The organism is Streptomyces melanosporofaciens (assembly GCF_900105695.1).
GTDB classification, from domain to species: Bacteria; Actinomycetota; Actinomycetes; order Streptomycetales; family Streptomycetaceae; genus Streptomyces; species Streptomyces antimycoticus.
Window position 1 is genome coordinate 8,996,981 of record NZ_FNST01000002.1, and the last position, 12,729, is coordinate 9,009,709.

The 12,729-nt window shown below is 73.6% G+C and carries 11 protein-coding genes; 8 read left to right on the forward strand and 3 right to left on the reverse strand.

Annotated features, from left to right (window positions below):
• Window positions 1-113: 113 nt before the first annotated feature.
• The 4 genes from BLV72_RS41145 to BLV72_RS41160 all read left to right on the forward strand — a co-directional run bounded on the left by BLV72_RS41145 (window position 114) and on the right by BLV72_RS41160 (window position 6,685).
• Window positions 114-1,343, forward strand: coding sequence for a glycosyltransferase (locus BLV72_RS41145; protein WP_093468869.1), 1,230 nt, complete (start codon window positions 114-116; stop codon window positions 1,341-1,343).
• A complete protein-coding gene (locus tag BLV72_RS41150) occupies window positions 1,340-2,596 on the forward strand; it encodes an SGNH/GDSL hydrolase family protein (RefSeq protein ID WP_093468870.1) in 1,257 nt (418 codons plus the stop codon). The genes BLV72_RS41145 and BLV72_RS41150 overlap by 4 nt, the downstream gene beginning before the upstream one ends.
• On the forward strand, window positions 2,593-6,213 hold the full coding sequence (locus BLV72_RS41155) for a hydantoinase B/oxoprolinase family protein (RefSeq protein WP_093468872.1): 3,621 nt from the start codon (window positions 2,593-2,595) through the stop codon (window positions 6,211-6,213). The genes BLV72_RS41150 and BLV72_RS41155 overlap by 4 nt, the downstream gene beginning before the upstream one ends.
• Window positions 6,214-6,418: 205 nt before the next feature.
• Window positions 6,419-6,685 carry a WhiB family transcriptional regulator gene (locus tag BLV72_RS41160; RefSeq protein WP_078645830.1) on the forward strand — a complete coding sequence of 89 codons (267 nt, stop codon included), beginning with the start codon at window positions 6,419-6,421 and terminating at the stop codon, window positions 6,683-6,685.
• 222 nt (window positions 6,686-6,907) lie between these two features.
• Here the strand turns inward: BLV72_RS41160 and BLV72_RS41165 are convergent, their stop codons facing one another.
• Genes BLV72_RS41165 through BLV72_RS41175 form a run of 3 tightly spaced genes read right to left on the reverse strand, consistent with a single transcriptional unit; the run spans window position 6,908 to window position 9,266 of the window.
• On the reverse strand, window positions 6,908-7,825 hold the full coding sequence (locus tag BLV72_RS41165; RefSeq protein ID WP_093468873.1) for a 5-oxoprolinase subunit C family protein: 918 nt from the start codon (window positions 7,823-7,825) through the stop codon (window positions 6,908-6,910).
• A complete protein-coding gene (locus BLV72_RS41170) occupies window positions 7,822-8,490 on the reverse strand; it encodes a 5-oxoprolinase subunit B family protein (RefSeq protein WP_093468875.1) in 669 nt (222 codons plus the stop codon). The genes BLV72_RS41165 and BLV72_RS41170 overlap by 4 nt, the downstream gene beginning before the upstream one ends.
• Window positions 8,487-9,266, reverse strand: a complete 780-nt coding sequence (locus BLV72_RS41175) for a LamB/YcsF family protein (RefSeq protein ID WP_093468876.1) — start codon at window positions 9,264-9,266, stop codon at window positions 8,487-8,489. The genes BLV72_RS41170 and BLV72_RS41175 overlap by 4 nt, the downstream gene beginning before the upstream one ends.
• A 236-nt stretch (window positions 9,267-9,502) precedes the next feature.
• Here BLV72_RS41175 and BLV72_RS41180 point away from each other — a divergent pair, with 236 nt between their 5' ends.
• The 4 genes from BLV72_RS41180 to pcp all read left to right on the forward strand — a co-directional run bounded on the left by BLV72_RS41180 (window position 9,503) and on the right by pcp (window position 12,707).
• The gene (locus BLV72_RS41180) at window positions 9,503-10,222 is read left to right on the forward strand and encodes a GntR family transcriptional regulator (RefSeq protein WP_093468878.1); all 720 of its coding nucleotides are present in this window, start codon (window positions 9,503-9,505) and stop codon (window positions 10,220-10,222) included.
• Between the two features lie 141 nt (window positions 10,223-10,363).
• Window positions 10,364-11,086, forward strand: a complete 723-nt coding sequence (locus tag BLV72_RS41185) for a DUF969 domain-containing protein (protein ID WP_093468879.1) — start codon at window positions 10,364-10,366, stop codon at window positions 11,084-11,086.
• The gene (locus BLV72_RS41190; RefSeq protein WP_093468881.1) at window positions 11,083-12,051 is read left to right on the forward strand and encodes a DUF979 domain-containing protein; all 969 of its coding nucleotides are present in this window, start codon (window positions 11,083-11,085) and stop codon (window positions 12,049-12,051) included. Before BLV72_RS41185 ends, BLV72_RS41190 begins: the two co-directional genes overlap by 4 nt.
• Window positions 12,052-12,062: 11 nt before the next feature.
• Window positions 12,063-12,707: a pyroglutamyl-peptidase I gene (gene pcp / locus BLV72_RS41195; RefSeq protein ID WP_093468882.1), complete on the forward strand. Its 645-nt coding sequence runs from the start codon at window positions 12,063-12,065 to the stop codon at window positions 12,705-12,707.
• The last annotated feature ends 22 nt before the right edge of the window (window positions 12,708-12,729 follow it).

Here is a 12,729-nt window from a genome sequence, read left to right on the forward strand (position 1 = left end):
GCACGCGTGGCCGCCGGGCGGCATGTGGTCGCGATGCCCGCGCCTCTGGGCCGCGTGGGCGGAGAAGCGAGTGAAAGGCGCGCAGCGTGAGTTCTGTGGGAGGAGAGAGCAGCATGAGCGACGGCAAGGGCCTGCGCATCGTCCGGCTGGCCAACTTCGTCACCCCGGCCTCCGGCGGCCTCCGCACCGCGCTGCGCGAGCTCGGGGCCGGTTATCAGGCGGCCGGACACGAGGCCGTCCTGGTGGTGCCGGGCGAGCGGGTCTCGGACGAGCAGACCCGGCAGGGGCGCGTGATCACGCTGCCCGGGCCGACCATCCCCGGCACCGGCGGCTACCGCGTCCTGACCGACCGGCGGCGGCTGACCCGGCTGCTCGACGGCCTGGGGCCGGACCGGCTCGAGGTGTCGGACCGCACCACCCTCCGCTGGACGGGGGAGTGGGCGCGGCGCGCCCGCGTACCGGCCGTGATGGTCTCCCACGAGAGCGCGGACGCCGTGCTGCGCACCTGGGGCGTGCCGGACGGGTTCGCCCAGGGCGCCGCGGACCGGCTCAACCTCCGTACCGCGCGGGCGTACTCGCGGATCGTCTGCACCACCGAATGGGCGGCGCGCGAGTTTGTACGGATCGGCGCGCGGAATGTCGTACGCGCCCCGCTGGGCGTGGATCTCGGCCACTTCCACCCCTCCCACCACGACGCCGCGCTGCGGGACCATCACCGTGGTGAGGCGGCCGTTCTCCTCGCCATGTGCTCGCGGCTCTCGCCCGAGAAGCGGCCGGGCCGGGCGCTCGACGCGCTCGCCGAGCTGCGGCGGCGGGGCGTCTCCGCGGCGCTCGTGGTCGCCGGGGACGGGCCGCTGCGGCCGCGGCTGGAGGCCCGCGCCCGTGCCGAGGGGCTTCCGGCCGCCTTCCTCGGTCATGTGGCGGAGCGGGCGGGGCTCGCCGCCATCCAGGCCAGTGCCGATGTCGTGCTGGCGCCGGGCCCGGCGGAGACCTTCGGCCTCGCGGCGCTGGAGGCGCTGGCGTGCGGTTCGCCCGTCGTCGTCAGCGCGCTCTCCGCACTGCCCGACATCGTCGGCGCCGCGGGCGAGACCGCCGCGGACAACGGAACGGCCTTCGCGGACGCCGTGGAGCGCGTCCTGGCCCGCTCCGAGCCCCTCCGCCGGGCGGCGGCCCGGGCACGTGCCGAGCGCTACGGCTGGCCCGCGGCGGTCGCCTCCTTCCTGACCGCCCATGACGCGTCCACCGAGGGCGTCCGGTCCGCCGACGGCGGCCGGGTCCCGGCCGCGGCGCTGCCGGCCGCCGCGGCGGTCTCGGCGCACCGGGCAGTCGGCGGTGTGCGGTGAGCGCAGCCGGCGCTCACACGGGGGACCGCGCTGGTACGGAACCGTCTCGTACGGAGGCCGTCGTCACGGACACCGTCCTCAAGGAGGCCGTCCTCAAGGAGGCCGTCCTCAAGGAGGCCGTCCTCAAGGAGGCCGTCCTGACGAAGACGGAGACAGAGACGGAAGGTGCGGGGCAGGGTTCCACCACTGCCCCGCACCCGGCAGGGCGGCCGCCCGGCCCGACGCCGGGCCCGGGCGACGGCGCGGAGCCGCGCAGGCTGCGCTTCGCCGCCCTCGGCGACTCGCTCACCGAGGGGCTCGGCGACCCGGCGCCCGGCGGCGGATGGCGTGGCTGGGCCGCGCTGCTGGCGGCCGCGACGGGGCCGCATCCCGATGAGCCGGTGGAGTTCGTCAATGTGTCCCGCAGCGGGGCGCTGGCCGCCGATGTCGCCGATGAGCAATTGGCCGAAGCCCGCCGCGCCCGCCCGCATCTGGCCTCGGTCGTGGTCGGCGGGAACGACACGCTGCGCGACTCGTTCGACATCCACCGGGTCGCCGAGGCCCTCGACCGCACGATCGGCGCGCTGCGCGCCGACGGCGCCGTGGTGCTCACCGCCTGCCTGCCCGACCCCGGGCGGATGCTGGGGCTGCCGTCCGCGCTCGCACGCCCGCTGGGGCGCCGGATGCGCGCGGTGAACACTGTGGTGCACGCGCTGTCCCAGCGGTACGAGGCGGTCCATGTGGAGCTCGGCGACCACGGCTGGGTCGCCGAGCGGCGGGCGTGGAGCGTCGACCGGCTGCATCCGAGCGAGCTCGGGCACCGGCTGCTGGCCAGGGAGTTCCACAGCGCCCTGCGCGCCCGGTCCGTCGCGACCGGCGCCTCGCCGTCCCTGGAGCTCGACGGCCCCGCGCCCTCGCGCGCGGCCTCCGCGTGGTGGATGGCGACCCGCGGCACCCGCTGGATCGCGGACCGCTGCACCGACCTCCTGCCCGGCCTGGTCGCGCTGGCCGCCCTGGAGTGGAGGCACCGCCTCCGGGGCACCGCCCATCTGCTCGAGGAGCGGGACCGGCGGGCGACTCTCGCCGCGCTCACCGCGGTGACCAGCGGCCCGGCGCCCGCTTTGCTCCCCCATCCGCCCACCGGCCCACTCACCGAGCGGCCCGCGCCCTCGTCCGCCGCCCCGCGGCCTGTCCCCACCACGCCGCCGTCTCCCCCGCCCGCCGACCCGCTCATCGCCGACACACCGCCGCCCGCTGCGACAATGGCGGGGTGACGGGTCGCTGGGAATTCTGGATCGACCGGGGCGGAACCTTCACGGACGTCGTCGGCAAGCGTCCGGACGGCCGCCTGATCACCCGCAAGCTGCTCTCCCACCACCCCGGGCGCTATACCGACGCCGCTGTCGCCGGGATCCGGCAGACGCTGGGGCTCGGCCCCGGCGAACCGGTCCCGGCCGACCGGATCGACGTCGTCAAGATGGGCACCACGGTCGCCACCAACGCCCTGCTGGAGCGCAAGGGCGAGCCGACCGTCCTCCTCGTCACCGAAGGCTTCCGGGACGCCCTGCGCATCGCGTACCAGAACCGCCCCCGTCTCTTCGACCGCCGGATCCTGCTCCCCGAGGCGCTGTACGACCGGGTGGTGGAGATTCCCGAGCGGGTGGACGCCCACGGCGAGGTCGTCCACCCCCTGGACCTCGACGCCGCCGCCGAGGCGCTGCGCACCGCCCACCACGACGGCTTCCGCAGCGCCGCCGTCGTCCTGCTGCACGGCTATCGGCACGCCGACCACGAACGGGCCCTCGCCGAGGTGGCGCGCGACCTCGGCTTCCCGCAGGTGAGCTGCTCCCACGAGGTCAGCCCGCTGATGAAACTGGTGTCACGCGGCGACACCACCGTGGTCGACGCGTATCTCTCGCCCATCCTGCGCCGCTATGTGGAGGACGTGGCCGCCGAACTGCGCGGCATCCGGCTGATGTTCATGCAGTCCAACGGAGGGTTGCGGGAGGCCGCGCACTTCCGGGGCAAGGACGCGGTGCTGTCCGGACCGGCGGGCGGTGTGGTGGGCATGGCGCGTTCCTCCGGCGAGGCCGGACACGACCGCGTCATCGGCTTCGACATGGGCGGCACCTCGACCGATGTCTCGCACTACGCGGGCGAGTTCGAGCGGGTCTTCGGCACCGAGGTCGCGGGGGTGCGGATGCGCGCCCCGATGATGAACATCCACACCGTGGCGGCGGGCGGCGGTTCGGTGCTCCACTTCGACGGCCGGCGCTATCGCGTGGGGCCGGACTCGGCCGGGGCCGTCCCCGGCCCCGCCTGCTACCGGCGCGGCGGCCCGCTGACCGTGACCGACGCGAATGTGATGCTCGGCCGCATCCAGCCGGACCACTTCCCCGCGGTCTTCGGCCCGCACGCCGACCAGCCGCTGGACGCGGCGACGGTCCGGGAGCGCTTCGCCGCGCTCGCCGAGGAGATCGCGGAGGCGACCGGCGACCGGCGCGGACCGGAGGAGGCCGCGGCGGGCTTCCTGGACATCGCGGTGCTCAACATGGCCAACGCGGTCAAGAAGATCTCCGTACAGCGCGGCCGTGACGTCACCCGCTACGCGCTCACCAGCTTCGGCGGCGCGGGCGGCCAGCACGCCTGCGCGGTCGCCGACGCGCTCGGCATCGGCACGGTGATCGTGCCGCCGCTCGCCGGGGTGCTCTCCGCGTACGGCATCGGGGTGGCCGACGCCACCGCCATGCGTGAGCAGGCCGTCGAGGCGGAGCTGGGCGAGGAGACGCTGCCGCGTGTGCGCGAGCTGTGTGGGCGGCTGGCCGGCCAGACCCGCGACGAACTGCTCGCGGACGGTGTCCCGGAGGACACCCTGGACACCGTCGCCCGGGCCCATCTGCGGTACGCGGGCACCGACTCCAGCATTCCCGTCCCGCTGGGCTCCGTCTCCGCGATGACCGAGGACTTCGTCCGGGCACACCGCGAGCGCTACGCCTTCACCATGGACAAGCCGCTGGTCGTCGAGGCAGTGTCGGTCGAGGCGGTCGGCGCGTCCGGACCCACCGGCGGCCATGCCGTGGAACGGCCGCCCAGGGAGGGCGAACTGGCGCCCGTGACGACCGTAAGGATGTTCGCGGAAGGGCGATGGCAGCGGACGGCGCTGTACGAGCGCGACCGTATGCGCCCGTCGGACCGGGTCATAGGCCCCGCGATCATCGCCGAGGAGGACGCCACCACCGTGGTCGACCCCGGCTGGCAGGCCACGGCGGGCGAAGCCGGCCATCTGCTGCTCACCCGGGTCCGGCCGCGGCCGAGCACCACCGCGGTCGGCACCGAGGTGGACCCCGTGATGCTGGAGGTCTTCAACAGCCTCTTCATGGCCATCGCCGAACAGATGGGCGTGCGCCTGGAGCACACCGCCCACTCCGTCAACATCAAGGAGCGGCTCGACTTCTCCTGCGCCCTGTTCGACGCCGAGGGCAATCTCATCGCCAACGCCCCGCATATCCCGGTGCACCTGGGCTCCATGGGCGAGTCCATCAAGGAGGTGCTGCGGCGCAACGGCGACACGATGCGGCCCGGCGATGTGTACGCGATCAACGACCCGTACCACGGAGGCACCCACCTGCCGGATGTCACCGTGGTCAGCCCGGTCTTCGACGAGGCCGGGGACGAACTGCTCTTCCTCGTCGCCTCGCGCGGCCACCACGCCGAGATCGGCGGTATCACCCCCGGCTCCATGCCCGCCTTCAGCCGCACCATCCAGGAGGAGGGCGTCCTCTTCGACAACTGGCTGCTGGTACGGGACGGGGCGCTGCGCGAGCGGGAGACCCGTGAACTGCTGACCGGCGGGCCGTATCCGTCCCGTGCCCCGGACGCCAACCTCGCCGATCTGCGCGCCCAGATCGCCGCCAACGAGAAGGGCATCCAGGAACTGCGCCGGATGATCGGGCAGTTCGGTCTCGATGTCGTGCACGCCTATATGGGCCACGTCCAGGACAACGCCGAGGAGTCCGTGCGCCGCATCGTGACCGGCCTCAGCGACGGCTCGTACCGCTACGAGACCGACAGCGGAGCGGTCATCCACGTCACCCTTACGGTGGACCGCGCGGCGCGCGGCGCCCTCCTGGACTTCACCGGCACCTCGCCCCAGCGGCCGGGCAACGACAACGCGCCGAGCTCGGTGGTGATGGCGGCCGTGCTCTATGTCTTCCGGACGCTGGTCGCCGAGGACATCCCGCTCAACAGCGGCTGCCTGAAGCCCCTCGAGGTCCGCATCCCCGAGGGCTCGATGCTGGCGCCCGCCTTCCCGGCCGCCACGGTCGCCGGGAACGTCGAGACCTCCCAGGCCGTCACGGGCGCCCTGTACGCGGCCCTGGGCGTCCAGGCCGAGGGCTCCGGCACGATGAACAACGTCACCTTCGGCAATGACCGCGTCCAGTACTACGAGACGGTCGCCAGCGGCTCCGGTGCCGGAGACGGTTTCGACGGCGCGGACGCCGTACAGACCCATATGACCAACTCCCGGCTGACCGACCCCGAGGTGCTGGAGTGGCGCTATCCGGTGCGGGTGGAGAGCTTCGCGATCCGCCGGGACAGCGGCGGCCGCGGCCACTGGCGCGGCGGCCACGGCGTCACCCGCCGCATCCGCTTCCTGGAGCCGATGACCGTCGCCCTCCTCACCGGCCACCGCCGGGTGCCCCCGTACGGCATGGCGGGTGGCGAGGCGGGCGCGCTGGGCGCGAATCTGATCGAGCGCGCCGACGGTACGGTGGACCGCCTGGAGGGCCGCGACGCGGCGGACGTCGGGGTGGGGGACATCCTGGTCATCCACACGCCGGGCGGCGGCGGTTACGGCCCGGCGGAACGGACGCCCCCGAGGACGGGCTGAGGCCACCTGGGGCTCACCGAGGAAACCCGATGTGGGGCATGGCGCGTTCGGATCCGTTTGCCGCCGCCGCGATCGGAAACCCGACCCATATCAGAGCCCGCTAGGACGCGCCCGCATGATTCCCGGGCGGCGCCCGCTCGCGAACCATGCGTGTGAGCCCGACGGCGGGCGACTTTCAGCACCGTCGTTCACGGAAGGGGCAGCCATGGCCTGGTGGCAGAAGGCCGAATGCACGCACGAGGACCCGGAGCTGTTCTTCCCGGTGGGGGTGGCGGGCCCGGCGGCCCAGCAGCAGGAGGCGCGGGCCAAGGAGGTCTGCCACCGCTGTCCGGTGATCCAGGAATGCCTGGAGTACGCGCTGGAGACCGGGATGACCCATGGGGTCTGGGGCGGCGTCGGCGAGGAGGAGCGCCGCGCCCTGCGCCGCAAGGTGCAGCGCAGGGAGCGGGTCGGCGCACGGCGGGCCCGCTGAGCGCTCCGCGGGAAGTGCCGCGAGGTGCGGCCGTTCCTCCGCGGCTGTGCCGTGGCCGGTCGCCCACGCGGCGGAGCCTGGGGCGAGGCCCCGCCTTCCAGCCCCTCCGGCGTTTGAGGAGCGGCGTCTGGGGTGGAGCCCCAGTTGAGGGAAGGGGCGGGGAGGGGAGCAGCCCGCCGCAGGCCTCACACCCCGCCGGACACCTCCTGGCGCAAGGGCCTGTTAATGGCCGAGGCCGCCCGCGCCGGTCCGCCGCGCAGGCGGTCCCCAGGAGGCCCGGCCCAGCGGGGTGAACCGCACCGGGGTGCCGGGGACGGCCTGCGCGGCGGCGGCCAGATACGGCTCCGGCACGACGCCCACCACCGGGTAGCCGCCGGTCGTCGGATGGTCGGCGAGAAAGAGCACCGGCCGTCCGTCCGGCGGGACTTGGAGCGCGCCGAGCGCCATCCCCTCACTGGCCAGCTCACCGTCCCTCGCCCGCTCCAGCGAAGGGCCCTCGGTGCGCAGACCGATCCGGTTGCTCGCGGCCGAGACCCGGAAGTCCCCGGTGGTGAGGGTGCGCAGCCCCGCCGGGGTGAACCAGTCGTCGCGCGGGCCGAGCACCACGGGAAGCACCAGCTCCGGTGCGACGCCCCGATGCGGCACCCCGTCCACATCGGGCGCGGGCCCGCCCGGCGCCCCGAGCCGCAGCACCGCGCCGTCCACGAGCGGCGCCGGGCCCAGCCCGGAGAGCACATCCGTAGCCCGGCTGCCGAGCACCGGCTCGGCCTCCACACCACCGTCGAACGCCACATAGCTGCGCACCCCGTGGGCGGCGGCCCCGGCCTCCAGGAGCGCGCCCGCCGGCACCCGTACGGCCGCTCCCCATGCGGCGGGGCGGCCGTCGACCGTGACCGGGCAGGGCGCGCCGGTGACCGCGACCGTCGCCGGGCGGCGCAGCCGCACCGCACAGCCGGTCAGCGTGGTCTCCAGGGTCGCGGCCCGTTCGGCGTTGCCCACCAGGCGGTTGGCGAGCCGGTGGGCGGGCTGGTCGAGCGCACCCGAGCGGGGCACCCCCAGATGGGCAAGGCCGACGCGGCCCAGGTCCTGGACGGTGGTCAGGGCTCCCGGCCGGACGACGACGAAGGCGCTGTCGGTCATGGCGCGGTCCCTTCCGGGGGCGGGCCCGGTGCCGGACCCGTCGTACCCGGTACCGGGATGAAGCGGACACGGGTGCCGGGGGTGAAGAGCGCCGCCGGTTCCCGCGCGGTGTCCCACAGCACGGCGTCCGTGGTGCCGATGAGCTGCCAGCCGCCGGGGGACGAGCGCGGATAGACGCCCGTGTACCCGCCCGCGAGGGCCACCGAGCCGACCGGCACCCGGGTCCTGGGCGTCGCATGGCGCGGCACGTGGAACCGCTCGGGCAGCCCCGTCAGATAGCCGAAGCCGGGCGCGAAGCCGCAGAAGGCCACCCGGAACTCGGTGCCCGAGTGGATCCTTACGGCTTCCTCGGGCGTCACCCCCCACCGCTTGGCGACCTCGGCCAGATCCGGCCCGTCGTAGCGCACGGACACCTCGACGATCTCGCTGTCGCCGCGGTCCAGCGGCGGTATCCGCCAGCCCGGCAGCTCGGCGGCGAGCCGCCCGGGGTCGGCGAGCCCGTCGAGAAACACGGTGCGGGCGGCAGGCACGATCTCGCGTACGGCGGGCAGCTTCCGCGCGGCGGCGCGGCGCAGCAGCTCGGCGTGGAGCGCCTCGGCCGCCTCGCCGCTGTCGACCTCGATGAGCAGCCCGTGCTCGCCGACGGGCAGGGACCGCAGGGTCATGTGAACGCCGCCACGCGCACTCCGGCGGCCGTCAGCTCGCTGCGCACCCGGCGGGCGAGGTCGGCGGCGCCGGGGGTGTCGCCGTGGACGCACAGCGAGCGCACGTCCACCTCGAGGCGCTGTCCGTCGATCGAGGTCACCGCGCGGTCCCGGGCGAAGCCGAGGGCGCGCTTGACCACCGTGTCCGGGTCGTGGACCACGGCGCCGGGCTCGCCGCGCGGTACGAGGGTCCCGGCGGCGGTGTAGGCGCGGTCGGCGAACGCCTCGGCGATCACCGGCAGCCCGGCCGCGCGGGCCGCCTCGTGCAGCCGGGACCCGGGCAGCCCCAGCACCGGCAGCGGCCCCCCGGCGGCCAGCCGGACGCCCTCGACCACGGCGGCGGCCTGCGCCTCGTCGTGCACGCTGCGGTTGTAGAGCGCGCCATGCGGCTTGACGTAGTGCACCCGCGCCCCGGCGGCGCGGGCGAAGATCTCCAGCGCGCCGATCTGATAGGCGATCTCGTCGGTCAGCTCCCGCGGCGGGACGTCCATGCTGCGCCGGCCGAAACCGGCCAGATCCCGGTAGGAGACCTGGGCCCCGATGCGCACCCCGTGCTCGGCGGCCAGCTCGCACACCCGGCGCATGGTCGAGGGGTCCCCGGCGTGGAAGCCACAGGCGACATTGGCGCTGGTGACGATGGACAGCAGGGCCTCGTCGTCGGTGAGCTCCCAGCGGCCGAACCCCTCGCCGAGGTCGGCGTTGAGATCGATGGACAGGTTCGCCAAGGATGCGGTCATATCCGTCCGTTCGGGGCGTGGGGGATACGTGAGGGGCTATGGATGGCACCACAAGGTAAGCGATCGTTGAACGATCCGACAAGATGTCTGTTGTCCGGTGACGGTTTCTGGGCTTGACTTCTCGCTATACGGGACGAACGAGACACCGAACAGGGGCTGATGTGGCGAACGGGACAAAAGGCGTGAATCGCCGGTCCGGTGAATCGGCGGGGGAATCGTCGGACGAGTCGCCGGGGATGCCGGAGGCGGCCGGGTGCCCCCAGGCCTCCGGTCTCGCCGCCGGGCTCGAGGCCGACCGGGCCCTGCTGGGGCGCACCAGCACGGCGGAGCGCGTCGCCGACATCCTGCGCGACCGTATCGCCGAGGGGTTCTTCCCGCCCGGCACCCGGCTGTCCGAGGACAGCGTGGGCGGCGCGCTCGGCGTCTCGCGCAACACCCTCCGCGAGGCGTTCCGCCTGCTGACCCATGAGCGGCTGCTGGTGCACGAGCTGAACCGCGGGGTGTTCGTCCGCGTCGTCACGGTCGACGACCTCAATGACATCTACCGCGTGCGCCGGCTCGTCGAATGCGCGACGGTGCGCGGCCTGGGGGAACCGCCCTACGCGGTCCAGGCGGTCGAGGCGGCGGTCCTGGCGGGCGAGCGCGCCGCGCGGGACCGGGCCTGGCAGGACCTGTCCACCGCCAATATCCGCTTCCATCAGGCGATCGTCTCCCTCGCCGGAAGTCCCCGCGCGGACGAACTCATGCGCGGGGTGCTGGCCGAGCTCCGGCTGGTCTTCCATGTCATGGCCGACCCCCGCCGCTTCCACGCCCCCTATCTGGTGCGCAACCGCCAGATCCTGGAGGTGCTGCAGAGCGGCGACGCGGTGGAGGCGGAACGGTTGCTCGCCTCCTATCTGGACGATTCCCAGGGGCAGTTGGCCGATGCCTACGGGCGGAAGATGTCCCGGCGATAGAGGTTTCCCAGCGGTAAACGATCCGACGGAGCCGGAACAAGTTCGTTTCAGGCTCTTGTCGGATCGTTGAACGAACGCCTAGCCTCCGGTGCACTCTCCTCACGCCCCCCGTGAGGTCCTTCTGCGCGGAAGGCGGGACGCATGATCGTTCTCCTTGGCGTCCTCGTGGTGATCCTCGGCTTCGCCACACGACGCAACCCCTTGCTGGTGGTGGGGGTCGCCGGCATCGCCACCGGACTGCTGGCCAAACTCTCGCCCCAGGGGATCCTGGCGGCCTTCGGTGACGGCTTCGCCTCCAGCCGCTCGGTGACGATCTTCGTCATCACCCTGCCCGTGATCGGCCTCCTGGAGCGCAACGGCCTCCAGGAACAGGCCCGGACCCTCATCGGGCGGCTCGGCAAGCTCACCACCGGCCGGTTCCTCGCCCTCTACCTGGCGCTGCGCCAGCTCACCGCCGCGCTCGGCCTCACCAGCATCGGCGGCCCGGCCCAGAGCGTGCGGCCCATGGTCGCGCCGATGGCCGAGGGCGCCGCGGAACGCCGCCACGGCCCGCTGCCCGAGCGGGTCCGCGAGCGCGTCCGCTCGTACTCCGCCAGCGCCGACACGGTCGGGCTGTTCTTCGGCGAGGACTGTTTCCTGGCCATCGGCTCGATCCTGCTGATCACCGGCTTCGTCAACACCACCTACCACACCCATCTGGAGCCGCTGCAGCTCGCCCTGTGGGCCATCCCCACCGCCGTCTGCGCGTTCCTCATCCACGGCTTCCGGCTGCTGCGCCTGGACCGCTCCCTGGACCACGACCTCGCCGCCCCCGGCGGCCGATCCGCTGCCGAGGGCAGCCGCACCGCGGAGGAAGCCAAGTGATCAAGGCGGAGTGGTTCTACTGGCTCGTCGGCGCCGTCTTCCTCGCCATGGCCGCCCAGATGGCCGTCGACCGCAGCAACCCCAAGCGGCTTGGCTCGGCCGCCTTCTGGGGGCTCCTCGGCGGCTGCTTCTTCTACAGCAGCTGGGTGGTGGAGAAGAAGGCCCCGGCCGAACCGCTGGGCGTCGCCGTCCTCGCCATGGTCTGCCTCGGCGGCTTCCCGCTCACCGGGCGTGGTGTGCCGCGCACCACCACGACCGAGCAGCGCGTCGCCACGGCCGCCCGGCTCGGCAGCAAACTGTTCGTCCCGGCGCTCACCATCCCGCTGGTCGCCGTCGTCTGCGCCTCGGCCGTCAAGCACTGGCACATCGGGGGCGAACCGGTCCTGGAGGAGGGCAGCGAGACCATTCTCGGCCTCGGCTTCGGCGCGATCGTCGGGCTGCTGGTCGCCATGGTCGTGGTGCGCGAGCGGCGGCCCTCGGTGCCCCTGCACGCCGGCCGGAGCCTGCTGGAGTCCATGGGCTGGGCGCTGCTGCTGCCCCAGCTGCTCGCCGTGCTCGGCTCCATCTTCCAGGTGGCCGGGGTCGGCACCCAGGTCGGCAAGATCACCGAGCAGCTGCTGCCGGACGGCCAGAAGTACATCGCCGTGGCCGTCTACTGCGTCGGAATGGCCCTGTTCACCATCATCATGGGCAACGCCTTCGCCGCCTTCCCGGTGATGACCGCCGCCATCGGCTGGCCCGTGCTCATCCAGCAGATGCACGGGGATCCGCCCGTCGTCCTCGCCGTCGGCATGCTGGCCGGCTTCTGCGGCACGCTCGTGACCCCCATGGCCGCCAACTTCAACCTGGTGCCCGCCGCGCTGCTGGAACTCAAGGACCAGTACGGGCCCATCAAGGCGCAGATCCCCACCGCCGGTGCGCTGCTGGTCTGCAACATCGCCATCATCTCGCTCTTCGCCTTCTGAAGGGGGCCGCTGTGACCCGAGTACTTCTCACCGGCTTCGAGCCCTTCGCGGGCTCGGACGTCAACCCGTCGTGGCAGGCCGTCTCCCTCGTCGCCGCCGACCCGCCGCCCGGCACCGAGGTCACGGCCGTACAGCTCGCCTGCGTCTTCGGCACCGCGCTGGAGGACCTGGCCGCCGCCGTGGCGGAGGCCGACCCCGATCTGGTGCTGTGCGTGGGCCAGGCCGGCGGGCGCCCCAACGTCACCGTCGAACGGGTCGCGATCAACGTGGACGACGCCCGGATACCCGACAACGCCGGACGCCGGCCCATCGACGAACCGGTCGTCGAGGGCGGCCCCGCCGCCTACTTCGCCTCCCTGCCCGTCAAGGCGTGTGTCGCCGCCGTCCGCGAGGCCGGGATTCCGGCCGCCGTCTCGCAGACGGCCGGAACCTTCGTGTGCAACCACGTCTTCTACGGCCTGGCCCATCTCATCGCCACCGAGCGGCCCGCCCTGCGCGGCGGCTTCGTCCACCTCCCGTACGCGCCCGAACAGGTCGTGGACCGCGCCGAACCCGCACTGCCCGCCGAGATGTCCGCCGACGCGCTGCGGGCGATCATCGGGGCGGCCGTGCGCACCCGGACCGACCTGCGCATCGCCGAGGGAGCAACGCATTGAACGAGCCCCACGCATTGAACGA

Bases quoted from the DNA above. Each gene is read 5' to 3' on its own strand.
- BLV72_RS41185 (WP_093468879.1), top strand. From the start codon at position 10,364: ATGATCGTTCTCCTTGGCGTCCTCGTGGTGATCCTCGGCTTCGCCACA.
- BLV72_RS41165 (WP_093468873.1), bottom strand. From the start codon at position 7,825: ATGACCGACAGCGCCTTCGTCGTCGTCCGGCCGGGAGCCCTGACCACC.
- BLV72_RS41175 (WP_093468876.1), bottom strand. From the start codon at position 9,266: ATGACCGCATCCTTGGCGAACCTGTCCATCGATCTCAACGCCGACCTC.
- BLV72_RS41145 (WP_093468869.1), top strand. From the start codon at position 114: ATGAGCGACGGCAAGGGCCTGCGCATCGTCCGGCTGGCCAACTTCGTC.
- BLV72_RS41180 (WP_093468878.1), top strand. From the start codon at position 9,503: ATGCCGGAGGCGGCCGGGTGCCCCCAGGCCTCCGGTCTCGCCGCCGGG.
- BLV72_RS41170 (WP_093468875.1), bottom strand. From the start codon at position 8,490: ATGACCCTGCGGTCCCTGCCCGTCGGCGAGCACGGGCTGCTCATCGAG.
- BLV72_RS41160 (WP_078645830.1), top strand. From the start codon at position 6,419: ATGGCCTGGTGGCAGAAGGCCGAATGCACGCACGAGGACCCGGAGCTG.